The sequence below is a fragment of the Gardnerella sp. DNF01199S genome, assembly GCF_049244155.1.
Classification (GTDB): Bacteria; Actinomycetota; Actinomycetes; order Actinomycetales; family Bifidobacteriaceae; genus Bifidobacterium; species Bifidobacterium piotii.
On the sequence record NZ_CP058380.1, the window covers coordinates 1,596,064 to 1,614,070 of the forward strand.

Annotated in this window: 12 protein-coding genes; 2 read left to right on the top strand and 10 right to left on the bottom strand. The window is 46.2% G+C overall.

Going from position 1 to position 18,007, the window contains the following annotated elements; genetic code table 11:
- Nucleotides 1–9 precede the first annotated feature (9 nt).
- The 6 genes from HXT45_RS06610 to HXT45_RS06635 all read right to left on the bottom strand — a co-directional run bounded on the left by HXT45_RS06610 (nucleotide 10) and on the right by HXT45_RS06635 (nucleotide 11,371).
- The gene (locus tag HXT45_RS06610) at nucleotides 10–213 is read right to left on the bottom strand and encodes a hypothetical protein (protein WP_020758721.1); all 204 of its coding nucleotides are present in this window, start codon (nucleotides 211–213) and stop codon (nucleotides 10–12) included.
- Nucleotides 210–3,917 (bottom strand): helicase, encoded by a 3,708-nt coding sequence (locus tag HXT45_RS06615; RefSeq protein WP_421782336.1) that lies wholly within the window; start codon nucleotides 3,915–3,917, stop codon nucleotides 210–212. The genes HXT45_RS06610 and HXT45_RS06615 overlap by 4 nt, the downstream gene beginning before the upstream one ends.
- Nucleotides 3,918–4,079: 162 nt before the next feature.
- Nucleotides 4,080–5,555 carry an FHA domain-containing protein gene (locus HXT45_RS06620; protein WP_421781731.1) on the bottom strand — a complete coding sequence of 492 codons (1,476 nt, stop codon included), beginning with the start codon at nucleotides 5,553–5,555 and terminating at the stop codon, nucleotides 4,080–4,082.
- A gap of 62 nt (nucleotides 5,556–5,617) precedes the next feature.
- Entirely contained in the window at nucleotides 5,618–6,502 is an 885-nt protein-coding gene (locus HXT45_RS06625) for a class C sortase (protein ID WP_421782337.1), read from the bottom strand.
- A gap of 383 nt (nucleotides 6,503–6,885) precedes the next feature.
- Nucleotides 6,886–8,640, bottom strand: a complete 1,755-nt coding sequence (locus tag HXT45_RS06630) for a SpaH/EbpB family LPXTG-anchored major pilin (RefSeq protein WP_421781733.1) — start codon at nucleotides 8,638–8,640, stop codon at nucleotides 6,886–6,888.
- A gap of 292 nt (nucleotides 8,641–8,932) precedes the next feature.
- Nucleotides 8,933–11,371: a hypothetical protein gene (locus HXT45_RS06635; protein ID WP_421781735.1), complete on the bottom strand. Its 2,439-nt coding sequence runs from the start codon at nucleotides 11,369–11,371 to the stop codon at nucleotides 8,933–8,935.
- 279 nt (nucleotides 11,372–11,650) lie between these two features.
- On the opposite strand from HXT45_RS06635, the gene HXT45_RS06640 reads away from it, so the two are divergent.
- Together HXT45_RS06640 and HXT45_RS06645 are read left to right on the top strand one after the other, a co-directional pair.
- Complete coding sequence (locus HXT45_RS06640) at nucleotides 11,651–13,645, top strand: DUF6020 family protein (protein WP_421781737.1); 1,995 nt, start codon at nucleotides 11,651–11,653, stop codon at nucleotides 13,643–13,645.
- Between the two features lie 56 nt (nucleotides 13,646–13,701).
- A complete protein-coding gene (locus HXT45_RS06645) occupies nucleotides 13,702–14,799 on the top strand; it encodes a helix-turn-helix domain-containing protein (RefSeq protein ID WP_421781739.1) in 1,098 nt (365 codons plus the stop codon).
- Nucleotides 14,800–14,884: 85 nt separating this feature from the next.
- Here HXT45_RS06645 and rplA read toward each other — a convergent pair whose 3' ends face one another.
- The 4 genes from rplA to rplJ all read right to left on the bottom strand — a co-directional run bounded on the left by rplA (nucleotide 14,885) and on the right by rplJ (nucleotide 17,610).
- Entirely contained in the window at nucleotides 14,885–15,580 is a 696-nt protein-coding gene (gene rplA / locus HXT45_RS06650) for a 50S ribosomal protein L1 (RefSeq protein WP_004118314.1), read from the bottom strand.
- A 15-nt stretch (nucleotides 15,581–15,595) separates the two neighbouring features.
- Nucleotides 15,596–16,027, bottom strand: a complete 432-nt coding sequence (rplK, locus tag HXT45_RS06655; RefSeq protein ID WP_004112010.1) for a 50S ribosomal protein L11 — start codon at nucleotides 16,025–16,027, stop codon at nucleotides 15,596–15,598.
- Between the two features lie 581 nt (nucleotides 16,028–16,608).
- Nucleotides 16,609–16,992, bottom strand: a complete 384-nt coding sequence (gene rplL, locus HXT45_RS06660; protein ID WP_004112006.1) for a 50S ribosomal protein L7/L12 — start codon at nucleotides 16,990–16,992, stop codon at nucleotides 16,609–16,611.
- A 96-nt stretch (nucleotides 16,993–17,088) separates the two neighbouring features.
- Nucleotides 17,089–17,610 carry a 50S ribosomal protein L10 gene (gene rplJ / locus HXT45_RS06665; protein ID WP_004112001.1) on the bottom strand — a complete coding sequence of 174 codons (522 nt, stop codon included), beginning with the start codon at nucleotides 17,608–17,610 and terminating at the stop codon, nucleotides 17,089–17,091.
- Nucleotides 17,611–18,007 lie beyond the last annotated feature (397 nt).

Genomic DNA, 18,007 nt, shown 5'->3' on the forward strand with positions numbered 1-18,007 from the left:
CTATGTGGTTTATCTGCCGCGCTCGCTAAAAACTGCCCAATGAGGAGGAAGCTCGCCAAGAATACGATTATCGTCATCTTTTGCGCGCTGCTCAATCGTTTGAGCATCACCTGGCTCTTGTTTTACGCCATCCGCGTCGAAAAGCTCCGAACCTTTACGAACCACGCGCGAATGACCCCTAGAACACCTGCGATTAGCGTTGTAATCACTCATTGCTGCTCGCCGCTTTTATAAAGCTCGCCAATTCTAGAAACAATCCGCTCAACTTCTTTTTCGGGATTAACGAATGCTCCAACGCTCCAAACGTTCATAACCGACCAGCCAAGATACTCCAAATCTTGAGCTAGTACGCGATTGCGCTCACGAGTGGACTCAATGCTCATAAAACGCGCATCGTCTGTTAGAACAGCCAAAGCAAACGGCTTATTTGGCAAGCCAACAACAAGAGGAATGCTATGATCTTCACTAAAACCGTAGTTCACTGCAACATTAAGGCCGCGAGAGCGAATTCGTTCTGCCAGATCAGCAAACAAAACGTTGCTAAAGCCGTTTGCGGAAAAATCGCCAGCAGCTTGCGATTTAGTAGGCTCGACCTCACTACCCTCGTCTCCAGCATCTCCAGCATCGCTAGAATCGCCAGCAGCCGCTGCATATACTGCATCTACTGGATTATCGCCCAAAGCCTCTGCCCAAATAAGCAAATCCTTAAGAAGCTTAGGTCCGTCTTGATGCAAACGATCATCTTCCATATCGCTAGACTTAAATGCGCAAACAATGTCCAGATTTCTGCGAGCCAAAGCCAAGGAGTCAAGAAGCATGGACTTTCCGCCTTCTTCTTCCAAAACACCAAATTGCTGCAAAAGCCTTCCGTGCGAAGTCTTTGCATAGCAAAGCGAAAGAATAACATCCGTTGCATATGCACCAACAGCCTCGTTTACGCTTACAAGTCGAACATGCCTAAGGAATCTACCCATATTTTCGTCTTTAACAGCCAACGCCTTAAGCTCCGCTCCAAGCCTGTTTCTAAACACGCTTGTAAGAGTCACAACCGCAAGCACGTAGCTAGAAGGAACAACGCTAAAAGTCTTAGCGCGCTGCTTAATCAAAGACACAACTTCGTCAATCTCGCGCTGACTGCTTTCAATAAGACCCGTTGCCATAACTGGAACGCCAGCGGCTTCTACTTGATGAAGCTTAACCTTGCCTTGCATTTTTTCTACAGGAACATCGTGTCTAAGCACGCCGTAGCCGTGATTTTCAAGAAAATCGGCAAGATACGCGGACCGCCTGGTTGCTCGCGACTTAACGCAAATAGTAGGCAAAACACTAATAAGGTCACTTACGCTTTGCGAGCTAACAGTTTGCTTGTGCGCAATAACAACGACTTGGCGTGCGCGCGCAAGAATGCTAAGCAGCTCAATGTTGTTAATATGCTCCGCAGAATCAATGATTACAACATCTACAATCGGCTTAAACTCAGTCATCATAGTTAAAGTAGACGGCATTGCAACCAGAATCGGCTTAGCAGCAAGCAGCAAATCTGGGTAAGAGTTCATCAACTTAGCAAAAGTTACACCCGAACCATTGCTTGCAAGAGCAGTGTGAAGCTGATTTGCCTCTTGAGAACGCGCAAAAAGCAAGTCGCAAAGCTTTTTAAGTGCTTCTTGCTGAACCATTGGTCCTACAGAACGCACATGCTCTGTGTCTACTTGAACAAAACGATCAGAAGCGTCTTGCAACGCGGAACCGTCTTGATTAGATATAATCTCGGAAGAATTAACAATATCTTCAAAAACGGTAGTCCACCAAGCTAGATGAAGCTCGCCATCTAAAGCCTGGCCCGTAACTTTACGCCTACGCAAATCACAAACAAGATCTTCTAAACCAACGCCGCGTAATTCACGCTCAATAACACACCTACCTGGTAGCGTATCTAAGGATTCGCGACTATCGTGCAAGGCTTGCAAGCGCTCGTCAAGCTTAGTAAACTCAATGTTTTCAAGGTCTGCACCAAGGCGCGTTGTAGAAAGCACAGCGTTAAGCGCTACAAGATTACGGTCTAAAAGCTCCTGCGTACTAACGATTTCGTCTAACTTAGGAGGCAATACTGGCCAACCGCCATGAGGCACAAAAGTACGCCATTGCGCAGCTTGCGCGGCAACAATCTTTAACGCTTCGTGAAGATCGTCTACCTTTGCACCAACACGCAAAAGGCTGCGCGCTTCTTTAATATGATGCCTGCGCTCCCAAAAGCCCATTGGCGTACCTTCGCGCTTGCGAACAGCCTTCGGCTTGCTCGCTTCAATCATTGCGTTAAGATCGCGCTCAAAAATATCTGGCTGGAAAACGTCTAAAACGCGGCGAAGATTCTTTAGAACCGTAACCTGCCTACCCCATTCTCGCGCCGTAGAAGGAATAGGGAAACCGCAATTTTGCACAGTTGACTTAACGTGCTCGCGCGCGGCTGGCAAAAGCTTTGTAAGAACGTCTACAACGCGCTGATACACTGTTACAGCCTCGTTCTCGCTAAACAGCGAAGCACCAAACCACGGCGTATCTTCAGCATTAGTAGTAAATTCACCAAGAGAATCTGCCTCGTGCAGCTTTTGCGCCCACTCGTCTAAATGACCAGAAAGCGAGCGCGCAGCATCTACGCTAAGACGTACATGCGTGCAAGGATGCGTAGGAAGCATTGCAATTCCTGCAAGATTTTGCATCGTCTGGTAAGCGGATACGCCCCAGCGCTCGTTTACTCCGTGCAAATCACCCAAGTAGCGGTTTAATCGCGTTTTAACACCAACAAGCTCGTCGCAAACTTGCTCAAAACGGCTAGAAGCAACGCTTTGACGAGATCCAACTGCCGCTATAAGTTGCGAATCAACGTGCTTAGCAAGATGCGAATCCGAAACGTCTAGCGAAAGCGAAGAAATCTCGTTTGCGCTAAGAGCGTGGCGGAATCTGCGCTGCTGCTCCATAACGTTTGGAACGTACAAAACGGACTTTCCTGCAAGAACGCATCTAGAAGAGATCGCAGCTGCGATTAAAGCGGAATCGCATCCAGCATCTGCGTCTATTGCCAAAGAAGCGCCATTTGCCGCCATTCCTGCAGCGTATCGCACAGCGTTACTAACGTCGCCAACTTCGTATTCGTAATGCGGGTCTGCATCTAGTGGAGAATAGTCGGAAGCAGCTTTTGCACCCAGCGATTCAACGGCAATATCATCTCCCGCAATCGCGTCAATCATTGTATTTCCAACGTTCCCCAGCTTAAGCGCGCGCAAAATCTGTCCGCTTTCTGCTAAGAATCTAGATCCCGAGTCCGTAAAACAACCGAGCACAATATCTCGCTCAATGTCGAAATCTGGGAAAACTCTTTGCGCAGCAGCACAAATCGCGTCAAAAACTGCAGATGTTTCTGGTGTGCCGCTCTGGTAGTTTGCACCATCAAAAAGCGCGTCTTCGCTAAGGTGCACGCCTCTTTCTTGCAGCCTAAGAACAAGAGCGTGGTTTAGGCGAACGTTTCCCGAAAAGTAAATCGTTGCAGCCGTCTCGTCTTTTCCAGCTTCTCGCAAAACGCGTACTGGGTATGTTAAAACTGGCACATGATTTCCACTCCAAGACGCAACTCCAACAACAAGCGAAAGCTCCGAAACGCCATTTTCGTGCGCTTTATTGTCTCTGTCTTCAAAAACTCTGTCTAGCCTTCTACCTGCCGCACGCAGCATTCCCGAATCGCGGAAAAGCGCTTGAAGAGTGGCCTTTCCACTGGCAAAAAGCTGGGCGATTCCCGAAGGATGCGCGTGAGTCAACTCTAGTTGCGCACAAAGTTTTGTTATGTCTTCTAGCGGAGATGGAGCAAGCTGCGACTTGTATTTTTCATACCATTTGTTCATGCGCTCGAGTTTCTCGGCGCGCAAAGATTGTGCAGATTGGCGAGGCGCAGCCTGGTCTGCCTTGTCGACCTGGTCTGGCTTATCTGAAAGATTTTGCTGATTTTGCTGGCTTAACTGACTTGCCTGGCCTTGCTGGCTGTGCATAAAGTCATTTTGATTATCGCTCATACTACTCAACTCCCTTGTTTACAAGCCGATTGCATTGCGATACGCGCTGTATCCGCTATTTTGCGCCAACGCTTGATCCACGTCTGCGTTCCCCTGCGCCGAAAGCCACGCATACAAATCGTCGTACAAATTTGTGTTCATTGCCAAGAATGGCAGCAACTCTTGGTACTTTGCCATCTCAAATTGCTCGGCAAAATCGTCTGTTTTTTGCGCTTCTTCCGATGTAAATCCTCCAGCAGAAACCACTTCTTTGCGAGCACTAAATTCGCCATTTGAAACTTTTTCAAACACGGATCCTGGCTCAAAAGCTGGTGTAAATTGCGCGGAATCGCTTGCTATGGTAGTGCTTGCATCACTTACATCGTTTGCATCATTAACGCTATTAACAGCATCTGCAGAATCATTGTATTGCACTTCTTCTTGGGCATAATTTTGAGCAACACTTTGATCTTGAGCAACATCTTGCATATCTGATTGAACGCTTGCTTGCAAATCCTCTTTATAATCTTCTTTAGAATCCGCTTGAGATTCTACATTCTGACTATTTGTTGCATAGTTGCTATTCGACAGATCGCTATTCGACAAATCATTATTAGACGAATCGCTAGCAGCATCAGTGTTTACAGCATCATTATTAGCAGCATCGTCAAATAAATTGCGCGGTTCCACAGGGGAAGCAAACTCATCTCGAACAACAGGCAAAACAACCTGACCCGCAATAACAGGCTTAATTTGCTCCGCAACGCTTTCTGCAACACTTGCAGCATCTAGAACGCTTGCACCATCCGCAACATTTGCAACATCTTCAACACTTGAAGGCTCAGCAGAAGTTACAGCAGAATTATTATCCGCATTATCATCCGCATCCGCACCAGCATCCGCCGCCGAAGCACTACCAAGGTCATCCGCCGCAGCAGCATCATTAAGCCGCTTTTGACTATCCCAAACCAAATCAGGCCGCGAAACCGACTGCGCATGGAACACTCCCGTTGGCTCCCCCGCGCGAATGTCAAGAATATCATCTACCGACAAATCCGCAGCGTCTGGCTCCTTAATATCATTATCTGGCGCGTAAGAGAACAAATCGCGCACTGGCTGCGCACCCGCATCACTTCCCTGCGGCGCCTTTTCTTCAATGCGCACAAAATCAACTGGAACGTCGCCAAATTGCATGCGAACAATGCTGTCTGGCATGTGGAAATCAACGCCTGGGTCTAGTCGCAGCAAATCGCCGCTTTCGCTAACCAAGTAAGTTCCGTTTGTAGAGTTTAAATCGCGAATCGTAGCCGCGCCGCTTGCATCAACAATAAAAAGCGCGTGCCTTTTAGACATAGAGCGCTTATTGTCTACAACGTCTACGCGCATAAAACCGTCTTCGCGCAAAGGGCGTATAGGCTTCCTGCCAATTTCTACAGACCGACCCGCGCCAACGCGTGCCTGCTCCACTCCACCTACCGTAATCATCCAGCGCTGCAAGGTTTGTTGAACACTCACGGAACCTGCTCCCTTCAAAAAACACACTACACACTATTGTGTCATGCTTTGTGTATATTGCGCTAAATGCTAATCAAATGCTTAGCGTGCAAATCAAACCTGCCGCGCTTTCTTTTAACATCCGCAACAACCATAGTCGCAAGAATCACCGCGCACCCAACAAGCGCAATAACAAACAGCGTCATCCAAAGCGGCCACTGCAGCTTGTCATCTGGCGCCTTAACAAGATCTGGCAACACGCGATACCCCGTAACTAGCAGCCTTTGCGTATTAACACCATACGGCGTGCAAGTGAGCAAAGTCACCAAATCGCGCCCCTTCTCGCGCTGCAACAAGCTGATGTCATTAGGTTCTACAACGCTAATGCGAAACACCTTGTATCGCAGCGTCTCGCCTTGAATATCCAAATAGAAAAAATCGCCTTTTTTAAGGTAGATTAAGTCGTCAAACATAGTCGCATGCGGCAAACCCGTATGCGCAGTAATAACAGAATGCCTATTTTTGCCGCCTACTGGTAAATCCGTGCCGTACAAATGACCAGCGCCATACGCTAAAACATCCTGCGAACTGCCGTGATAAATAGGAAGTTTTACACCAATCTTTGGGATTTTTACGATTCCCATAATGCCCATTGGTTCATCCAGCACGCTACTGTACTTTTTATACTCGGATGTTTTCTTAAAATCTTCCGTTCCGTTATACGGATCCGCCGTAAAAATCGCGCTGCGATGCGCGTTATACTTGCGAGCCTTTTCTAAGCTAATCGCACGCGCATCTTTAGGCTGCTCGCGACTAAGCTTGTCGTAAATTGCAGAGAGCTGCTTCGAAGCGTGATTGTTCCAAAGAGTAGATGCCACTGGGTACGTAAAACATAGGATTGCGGCGACTGCCAAGACAACTGGCTCTAGCGCTCGATGCAAAGGGCTTTTCTTTTTCTTAGCCTTCATTCCTCCTCCAATGCGAATCGACTTGCATGGGCGCTTTGACTGAGCTTGAAATTGCATAACGCATTTCAAGCTCCTTCAAAGCGTGATTTGGCTCAAATGTAAAGTCCAGTGGACTTTACATGCCAAATCAGCCTTACGGCTACTAATAGCCGTAAGGAATAGCGCTCAGACCGCGCGAACGGCACGACCTGCCTTGTAGTGCGTTTGTACCAAAAAACACCGAAATCAAATACAAACGCACTACAAAAAATGAACAGAATATTGAACAAAAAGCAGCAAAAGCGCAAATATGCGCGAGTCTAGGGCTTACATACAAACCCTAGACTCACACACTTTACTTTTAGACTACTAGATTACTGAAGCAGCTACTTTGCAAAAGCGCATCAGGCTTTTGCCTGCTCCTCTTCCTTGCGATTGCGCATGTAGAGGAACACGCTTGCTGCAATCAAGCCCATGCCAGCAAGCGCGAAAATAATCACGCCAGTAGCACCAGTTGCAGGAAGGTTGAACCATGTACCAAATGTGTTCTTCTTTGTGTTAGAGAAGTCAACAATCTTGAGCTTGCCTTCTTCTACATTCACAGCCTTAACTTCTGGCAAACGAATGTAGTCATTTGGAGCTTTAACCTCAACAAGGTAAATGTTTGTGCCAGCTTGAACCTTAACAGCCGCCTTCAATTTACCAGTAGTTTCTTGAGTTGTAGCCTCTTCGCCCTTAAACGTAGAAGAACCAGCTTTGCATTCGGCGATATTATCTGCAGTCTTACTTGCGTCGACAAGTTTCTCAGCGCAAGCGTTCGCTTTCTCTTCAGTGTTGAAAAGTCTGAACTCAGCACCAGGAAGGCCAGTCCTATCTTTCTTGCCTTCGTCTGCAGCATCGTACTTGAACACGTCGAACCAGCCATACTTGACTTTAGAAGTACCGCCGTCATCATCTCCAGACACGATTGGGTCTGGATTTGGCGTGCCCTTAGGACTTGCTTGGAAGTAACCAGACTTATTTACGACTTCGTTCTTGCCATTCGTCTCTGTTGAAGTTGTGTCGGTAGGAGCATTACCGTTCTGGTAAGTATCACTAAGATCGAGCTTAATAGCAACGTTTACCTTAGGGTCTTGGCCGTTGGTAACGTCATTCAGCTTTTCAGCAATTTTCTTCAAACCAGCGTCGGTGAACTTAACTAAGATGCGATTTCGACCAGATTCAAGATTCTTGCCGTCGGCTTCAGAGCTAGCTTTCACGATAGAAACGTTGTAGTCAGTATTCTTAGTTAGTTCAGTAGCACTATCACCATCGCCAATCTTCACAGACTCAACAGCGCTGCTGGCATCCGTTGGTGACGCAAATGCAGCAGTAGGAAAATCATCAAACACAGCAAATCCATTAAGATCATCTGCGCTCAAAGTGCCAGACTTGGTACGGTTTACAGAAGCGCTAATCGTGTAGTAAAGCGTCTTATCTTTTGCAAGAACAGAGTTGTGATCTTTACCGTCGTCTAGCTTCTTGGTAAACGTCTTAGAAATATCCTTGTTCTTTGGGTTGATTGTTGGATTCCAGTTGTAAGTGGTGGTCGTAGCGCCATTCTCAACCTTCGTCTCAATCAAAGGCATTGTTATGTAGAACTCGGTCATATCCGCAGCACCATAGCCTGCAGGAGGCGTTTCAACAACCTTGTACAAGCCCTCTGGGAGTTTTGAGAAAGTTGTAACGTTTTCACTTACAGTAGACGTAGGACTTGTATTATCGTCAAATGTAAGATTTGCGCTAGCCTCATCACCACGATTCAGCGCACCGACTATGCCAGCAATCTTGGACCAAGTGCTAAACTCATCGTATTTAAGATCAACGTTATCAATCTTGGTAACCTTTTTAAGAGTAAACGTTGCGCCAGTAAGAGCAGCGCCCTTGTGGTGACCCTCGCCATCTACAGTATCTGCGTACTTAAACTTGTTAATCGTTAATGTACCTGTTTTATCTTGTTTCGTACCCCACGGAGAGTTATCGGCATGTGGTTGGGGCACCCCAGGATGTGGAGCACCCCACGCAACGCTTGCCATTGTTACGGCGCCAGCAACGCACAGCGTGCCAGCCATCGCGAGCGACGCAACAGCCGCAACGCACTTTCTTGTTAATTTATTCATCTTTTCTCCTTTACTCGATGCTTCTAAGAGCAGTTAAGTTAAGTTGTTTTGTTTTTGTGTTTGTTACTGTGTGTTTGTTTGAGTACCGATTTAGCACTTGTTTACGTACTTACTCGATACTTGTTTGTACCCATTCGGCACTTGTTTGTGTTTGTGTGTTTGTTTTGTTTTTTGACTACCTGAAATATCTTCTGGAATATCTTGGTTTAGTTAATCTAATTATGTTTTTATTTTTGCTACGCGCACTGCACTAATACGCGAGCACAACTTGATTACGTAGGCAGCTTTCACATTAGCATCGCCGCCTTTCGTAAAGCAGCTTTCTGCATGCTTCACTTTGACTTATAACAAATCCTGCGGCAAGCACACTCACCATGACTGCAGCTATAGCACCCAGCTGCAAGTTCCAATTCTGACCGCCCGTGTGCGGCAGAGTGAAATCTTCTGGCACGTGAATTTTAAAAGCTAACTGCGCAAAGTCTTTGTTGGCTGTTAGATTCGCACCCTTAAAAGAGGTAGATATTTTCTCTGGCGTTACGTCTGTTTTAGTTGCTTCGTCATTGAACTTATTAAGCGCATCTGGTTTTTTAAGCGCATACACAACGCATTTATAATCGCCAGCTTCCGTTGACTTAAACGTAGCGCTAGCGTAAGTCCTAGCCGCAAACTTGGTAGTAGCTCCATCAGGAGTGCAAGACTGCTCGCCTTCGTTTGAAGTACACTTAGTTTGACTATCACTATCTGGGAAATTAAAGCCAAGGCTGCTTGGATCTACCCATTTTGTATACTCAAGATCTGCATCGCCTGTTTTGGATGCGTTACTTGCGCCGCCTGCAGCGCCTGCGTTAGTTTTTTGCGGCTTCTCGCCTTTGGAGCACAATATTTTAAGGTTGATTTCTTTTTGAGAATCCGCCTCAGATGTGGCTTCAATAAACGGCTTAAGCTCCATTCCCTTCATAACAGAAACAGTGCTGTTATTGCCTAAAGCCGAAGGAGCGGCCGCAGACGCGCCACCAGCAGCAGAGCCAGAACCAGCATCATTGCTCTTAAACGGATACACGTTCAGCTTAAGATCTCCATCTTTAACCTCAAGCTGCTTCTTTTTCTTCGACTTAAAAACAATCTTAATAGTCTTATAGTCCCAGTCGATGGTTTTTGTAATATCGTTGCTATTAGTCCACAAACTACTATCAACCATATTGCTTTCTGGATTAGCAAACAATTGCGCAATAGATTTTTTATCTTTAATTTTACTGCTGAATTCGTCTGACACCGAAGAATCTTTTACTTCCTTAGGTACGTATTGATTCCTGATGTGAATTAACTTAGTATCCTTAACAGCAAACACTTTGCACTCAAAAGTTCCATCACTTTGTGCCTGCGGCTTGCCAGTAATCCAGCTTTGGGAACGCTCAGTAATACTGTCATCCCCTTTTTCATACACAGCGTAAGCATCTGCACCAGTTGAAGGCTTATTATTTTCCACATGCTTGAACTGAGTCTGTATGCCTGAGTTGCTATTTTTAGCGCTTAAGCTCAAGCCGTTAACTTTATCTACCGTGTAATTTTCATTAGAATCACCACTACCATCACTACCATCTTTATGGCAAATCATATGGTGATAAATAAAACCAGGCTCTTTTTTGGATTGAGAATCAATAAAGATAGGTGTAATTTCGCTATATTTGCCATCTTCGCCTGATTCAAAAGTTATTCCAGTTTTATCGTTTATTTCTGAACGCGTTGAATCAGAATCCTCATGATTGTAAACATTAAGTGTTAAATCACCACTAACAGATCTGGCAATTTTTACATTTACATAAATTTTTTTACCTTTAGTATCAGCAGGGTGGTATATGCCAATTTTGAATTTATGACTACCGCGATCCCATTTGCCTGGGTGCAATGTAACAGAACCGTTAAAGCCTTTTTGATTTTCAGTATTCTGAACTGGGATAGTTTTACCATTTTCTGTTTTTTCAAAATTCACCCAACTTGGTACAGGATCTTCACCATCTTGTTCTAACTTAAACCACACGCCTTCTGGCACAGTGGTTTTTTGTTTTTTACCAAACCTGAATTTGAATTCTGGAGTAATAGTTATAGACCTACCACGTTCTACTCCAATAGGATTACTACTTTTAACAATAGACCGACTATTATAGTAGTCAATCTTATAACATGAAGATAAGGTATTTTTCCCTTTATCCATGCACTCTTTTGGAAACTGAGGCTCTTCCTTCGCACTTCTGTTCATTCTGTGAGCAGTTTCCTTAGAGGCGAATTCCTTCTTTGCACCTTCAGCTTTTTGCTTTGCATCAGTCTCATCTGCAAACTTTTCAGCCTTAGCCTTATCAACACCATTGTTACTATCAGGCTGCTGCTTTTCAACAGACTTTAGCTCACCATCATTCTTCTTTAAACTACTAGAAGAGCCAGTATTATTGCCTTGATTAATCTCAGTACTATTAGATTCACTTTGATTAGGCTGCTGCTTATTCTCTCCCTCACTCTTAGCAGAACCAGACTGCGCATCAACAACCTTCTCAGCGCTAACTTTCTCACCAGCACCTTCGCCAGCGCTTAAAGCATAAGTCGGAGCAATCATAAAAGTAGCAAGAATAGTAGCAACAACAAAAAGCGCAACAATCGCACGGCGAGCGCACGCAGTTTTAGCGCAAATTGAGCGCAATAATCGAAGGAAATGGCCACCGCAATGTAAATTACGCATCGGCACACCTCCCTCTCCGCGTATTTACTAAGCTTGCAAAGCAAAATGCAAAACTTACAGATTAAATAATCATCTGCTAACTACGGCCAGTAAATGGGCACTTATCATAAGCCATTAATAATATACCCCCCCCCTATGAAAACATCAAGTGCGATTTGCGCGACAACCTGCCTTTTCGCTTAAAGCGTAGCGCGAAAAGGCAGATCAGAGCGCAAGCGATTATAGCGGGTATAATTAGAGTGCAAGTAAAACACGAGTGTATAGATGTATAGGTGGAACATGAAACGCATTAACACGGGCGCAAACACGGCAAGCAAAATCGCCGCAAACTCGCTAATCGTTTTTACATGTATCTTCCTTGCAACCTGCACAAGTCTGGGCGTAATCTACCGCGCACAAGGATCTTTAACAGATTTTAATTGGCTAAATGCGCTGATTTTTGTAATCGCATTTTGCGCATATTACGCAATTTTGAGGGTTCTTATTTATTTTGGCAAAAACGGAGTTATGCCAAAAATCGTAAGATTTATGCGCGCAGAATCATCGAAAGCAGAATTATCGCCAGAAAAATCACAAATAAAACAATCACAGCCAAATCAATCGAAATCAAAAATCGCCACAACCCTACGCACCGCATTTTTTAACGCAAAACGCGCTGCAAAGTGGTGTTTTTACCGCTCAACCTGCCGAAAACGAAACATTTTCCTAACGCTGATTATCGGCTGGCTGTGGGCGCCCGCAACGCTGCTCGCTGCCTACGGAGCCGACATTTGCTCGCAAATCCGCGAATACAGCTGGGCATGGAATCAAGTTACTGGCCTAAAACAGCCATACATTGGCTTCTTTAGCTTTGTTCCAGCAGACATCTACCCAACAGCACACTATCTTTGGCCAGCAAAACCAACGTATTTAAGCGACCAGCACAACATTGTTTTAACATTGATTTACGGTGCTGTAGCAGCAGTATCGCGATATTTTACCGAATCGAACGATGCAGGAATCGTGCTGCTTGCCGTTATGCAATTTGTGCTCGCGGCATTTTGTTGCGCTGCAACCGCAAACCGATTCTTAAACACGCCGTGGGCTAAATCTAAAACAGGCGAATCGCAAGCTGGCTACACACCAATCACAACAACACCAATCGCCTTGCGCGCAGCCGTAATAATCACATTTTTATTCAGTCCACTTGTAGTATTTTCAACGATTTCGCTTACAAAATCGCCACTGTTCGCGTTTGCGTTTGTGTGGTGGTTTGGAATAATGTACGAGCTTAATTGCCTTGATTTCAAGCAAAAGCCAGCCGCACACACAATTGTCGAATTAATAATCAGCGTGTGCATTATGCTGATTGCTGCAAAATACGCGTGGTACATTCTTGCGATTCAATTTGTGTTGATGATTATATCTAGCAGAAAACGTTGGAAAATATGGGTTTTGTGCATTCTGCTCCCAACAATTCTTATACATGGCGCAATTATGCTTGCCATTTCTAGCGGCGCGATTATAAATGGAGACCCAATCGAAAGCCGCGGAGTGCAACTTCAGCAAATCGCAAGAATCGCAAAGCTAGATCCAAAAAGCATACCGCATGCAGCAAAGCGCGCAATATCGCCAATTTTTAATCTTAGTCAAACTGCAGAAGCGTACACTCCTCAAGACGCGGATCCTGTAAAATCTTCTGGCTTGCAATCTAAAAAAGTGAGCTACCGTTGGCGTTATATTACAAAAGACGACATGAAAAAGTTTAACCACGCATGGTTGCTTATGATTACGCACAGCCCGATTGTTGCAACGGATGCGCTGCTAGCAAAGTCGTACGGCTACTTCGACATTCTAGACGTGCCTTATGTTGGCCCAGAATACTACGTAAACACCGAGAATATAAAGAATTCCGAGTGGATTCGCTACTGGCTGCCCGAGTGGCGTGGCGCTGTATCAAGCAGCGCGGAAGCGTGGAGCAATACGCCGATTCTTGGGTGGATTATTCACGGAAACTTGTATGTTGTTGCAACGTTGCTTATTGGCGTTGCCGAAATAGCATTGCGCAGGTGGAAAACGCTGGTTTTGCACGCGCCTCTTGCGCTTTTGATGGGCGTAATGGTGTTGGCTCCTGCAAACAATTTTGAGCGACACATGCTGCCGATTGCGTTTGTGTTCTTCTTTACGGTTCTAATGTTTATAAGGGATAGCGTTTGCATCTCATGCCGTAATACATGCCGTCAAAGTGATAAAATAAATTGCGATTTGGTGCATGATAGTACGCGCGAGGATTAGCACAACAATACACACTACAAGACACACGAGGATTCGCACAAGAATTGAGGGAGTGAATGGACGAAAACGCTGACTTTCTTACAATTCTTACAAGCGTAAAGCCAGATGACGAACGCAGTGAAGCATGCGAATCTGCCGAAGAATCTAGCGCACAAGGCTTTACACCAAGTTCCACACCAAACTTTACGCCAATGCCATGCGCTCCAAAAAGCGAAGATGCACTCGGAATTTTTGACATTCGAGACGGCAAAATTTTTGACGCGGCAACGCGCTTGCGATTGCACGCGCTAATCGGAACGTGCCTTATGAACGGCATTGCAGATAGTCGCGTAAGCGCGCTAATGCACCTCTTGCAATGGCAAGAAAATACGCGATTCGTGGCGATTGCAGGCACGTATAAAACGGAATTGAACTCAAACGACGACAACCCAAATCCAACACCGCAAAACGCAGGCGCGCATGCGGCGCAGAACAACACAGACTCTTTAAGACGCGCAATATGGACGCAACTTGGCGCATGCGGCGCATACGATGCAATAGTTGACAGAGTGCAGCTAGACGCCATTAGCGCGCGTGCAAAAACGTGGAAAATCGGCGGAAAATCGCAAGAAAGCGTCTCGCGCAAAGATGCAGCGCCTTCGCACATAATCATTCTTGCGCTAAGAGAAAACCCAAATCCAACAGCATTAAACAAGATGTGCGAAGTGTTTGAAAAGTCGGGAAAACCCGTTTGCATAAGCGAAGTTGTAGTCGGCGCGCAAAAAATATGCAAAGAAATCACAGCAACACTTGCAGCGCTTGCCGTTGCGCCGTCTGTAACACATTTGCCGCAAATAATCCGCTGCGACGACGTTCTTCCAGAGCGCGCACTTATAGGCGATGAAACCGCCGTAGAAACCTTATACACTAAGGTGTATCAAAGCTTGGCGCCGTACAACCCAGATGACCCGACTTTGCAAACAGTAGACGCTTTCTTGCGATTTGGCGGCGCGCTAGATCAAACTTCGCACAATCTTAACGTGCATCCAAACACAATACGATACCGCTTGCGCAAAGTTGCGCAAACAACAGGCTGGGACGCCACCGATCCGCGAGAAGCATACGTTTTGCAAACTGCGATTACGATTGGGCGCATCCACGATTCTGCGCTCTAAAGCAAAAGCGCCGAAAACAATGTGCTCTAAAAAAGAACACACTATTTTCAGCGCTAAAAAATTACTCAGCTATGCTTGGCTAAAATCACGCAGCAATGCTTGCAATATCCACTGGAACGCCAGGAGCCATTGTAGAGGTAATCGTTACCTTAGTGATGTAACGACCCTTGATGGTTGTAGGCTTCAAGCGGCGAATCTCATCGGCAACAGCCTTGAAGTTCTCTTCAAGAGCCTTATCGTCGAAGGAAAGCTTGCCAAACAGGAAGGAAAGATTGCCCTGACGATCAACGCGGAACTCAATCTTACCGCCCTTAATATCGGCAACAGCCTTTGCAACATCCATTGTAACGGTGCCAGTCTTAGGATTTGGCATCAAGCTACGAGGACCAAGCACACGACCAAGGCGACCAACCTTGCCCATCATGTCTGGGGTTGCAACAACGGCATCGAAGTCAAGGAAGCCACCGGCAACCTTCTCGATAAGCTCGTCATCGCCAACAATGTCTGCGCCAGCTTCTTGAGCCTCAGTAGCCTTTGGGCCACGAGCAAACACCAAAACCTTAGCGGTTTTACCAGTGCCATTAGGCAAGTTCACAACGCCACGAACCAACTGATCCGCCTTGCGAGGATCCACATTAAGGCGCATAACAGCCTCAGCAGACTCGTCGAAAGCGTGCTTTGGCATGCTCTTAAGCAAAGCAATAGCCTCAGCTGGGGTGTAAAGGTTGTTGCGGTCAATCTTCTCAGCCGCTTCACGATACTTCTTAGAACGCTTCACCATTTTTTCCACTCACTTTCAGTCGGTAACGGTAATACCCATCGAGCGAGCAGTGCCCGCGATAATCTTCATACCAGCTTCAACATCTCGTGCAGAAAGATCTGGCATCTTGATTTCGGCGATTTCGCGCACCTGAGCCTTGGTTACAGAACCAACCTTGTGTGTCAATGGGTTCTCGGTGCCCTTAGGAATGCCAGCAGCCTTAAGCAACAAAGCAGCAGCTGGTGGAGTCTTAAGAATAAATGTAAAGGAACGATCTTCGTAAACAGTAATTTCTACTGGAACGATCTGACCCATCTTGTCCTTCGTCTGGTCGTTATAGGCCTTGCAGAAGTCCATGATGTTTACGCCGTGGGAGCCTAATGCAGGACCCAGTGGTGGGGCTGGATTTGCTTTACCAGCCTGAATCTCGAGCTTAATAAGCGCAGAGACTTTCTTTTTTGGAGCCATAATATGGTTCTTCTTTCTTTTGAAGCGGTTCATTCGGCGCCTTAAAACGTTGATATTAAGCCGTTTTAAGGATCCTCCCGCAACTTATATTGCTGTGCTGTGCTAGCGGATTACTCCTCCAGTCACAAGCTTTCCTATTATACCACTTTGCCGCGACGATTTTATGGTGCAAGATGTAGTGCGATTGTACCTAAAATACGGCGTGTCGTCATACAAACACACTACACATACACGCAAAACTGTAGTGCGATTGTACTGAATTTCGGTGTTTTTTGATACAAACGCACTACAAGGCAGGTAGTTGTTCGCGCAGATTAGCTGCGCTCACGTCTTCGCTTGCGTTGAAAGCACACTGTGCTTTCAACCTTAAGCAAGCTCAGCGCTCCGAATTGCTTTTTCGCGCTACGCTTTAAGCGAAAAAGCAGGTCGAAGCGCAAAAGCGGCAAGGAATCCGTGAAAACCACGAAAACCTTGCCGCATTCAAAACGCATTCGCGACTAGCGCATTAGCAAATCGCTAACTAGCAAATCACGCTAGCAACCAGCCGCATGCGTTAACAAAGTTAACAAAAGAGCCTAGAACTACTTAAGTTCAACAGTTGCGCCGGCTTCTTCAAGAGCAGCCTTAGCCTTGTCAGCATCTTCCTTCTTAGCCTTCTCGAGGACTGGCTTTGGAGCATTGTCAACAATGTCCTTAGCTTCCTTCAAGCCGAGGCCAGTCAAAGCCTTAACAGCCTTGATGACGGCAACCTTCTGAGCACCTGCAGAAGCGAGAACAACGTCAAACTCGTCCTTCTCTTCCTCAGCAGCGCCAGCGGCAGCGGCTGGAGCAGCAGCAACAGCAGCTACAGGAGCAGCAGCCTCAACATCGAACTTCTCTTCAAAGGCCTTGACGAACTCAGAAAGCTCGACGAGGGTCATTTCACCGAAAGCTTCAAGAAGCTCTTCGCTAGTGAGCTTAGCCATAATGGCTTCCTTTCTTACTTGGCCAGACACACCTTGTGCCTTAGAGCCATAACATTTTTATTATTTTTTGGTCTCATGCAGCAAGCTGCAAGGGAATCAAGCGGCCTTTTCCTGCTTCTCGCGCAAAGCGTCGATAGTACGCACTGCCTTGGTTGGCAAAGCGTTGAACAGGTAGGCGGCCTTGGACATGGTGCCCTTGAGCGCGCCAGCCATCTCGGAAAGCAATTCTGGGCGAGACTTGAGGTCTGCCAGCTGCTTGGCGCCTTCGGCATCGTAAACGGTTCCATCTGCGAAACCGCCCTTGATGACGAGGGTCTTATTCTCTTTGGCAAAATCACGCAAGGTCTTAGCAGCCTCAATGAAATCGCCCTTTACAAAGGTGATTGCAGTTGGGCCAGCAAGAAGCTCATCAAGACCTTCAATGCCCGCTTCCTTAGCGGCAATGCGAGCAAGCGTATTCTTAGCCACAGAGTAGGAAGTATCGCGGCCTAGCTTTTCGCGCAGAGAAGAAATCTGCGGAACTGTAAGCCCGCGGTACTCGGTAAGGTAGACAGCGTCGGCGTTACGGAACAAATCCGTAAGCTCTGCAACTACCGCTTCCTTTTCGGGCCTCTTCATGGCGTTCCTTCCTAAATTGGCCGTCGGAATGGAAATAACATATCAAAAAAGCCCTGCGCACGGCAGAGCATCCAAAAAACACATAGTGTTAAAAAGTTTGTGAAAAATCGCAAGTCAATTGCAACAATCACTGCTCAACCTGTGCTGGCATGACACATCATTTTCAGGAATCTTGCGACTCCACCAACGGTCTGTGGTTTACGTTGGGCAAGTTTAATACCTACTTGCGACAATGTCAATATTTTTTCGCAAACTTTATAATTTATTTTTATTTAAGATTACTTAAGAGCGTACTCAACACGCGCGGTTGCTGGCGACTTATCCCAAACTAACGCGGAAAAATCGCAAGCAGCCGTACGCATCAAATACGCTCGTAAAATAATTAATTAAATTAATA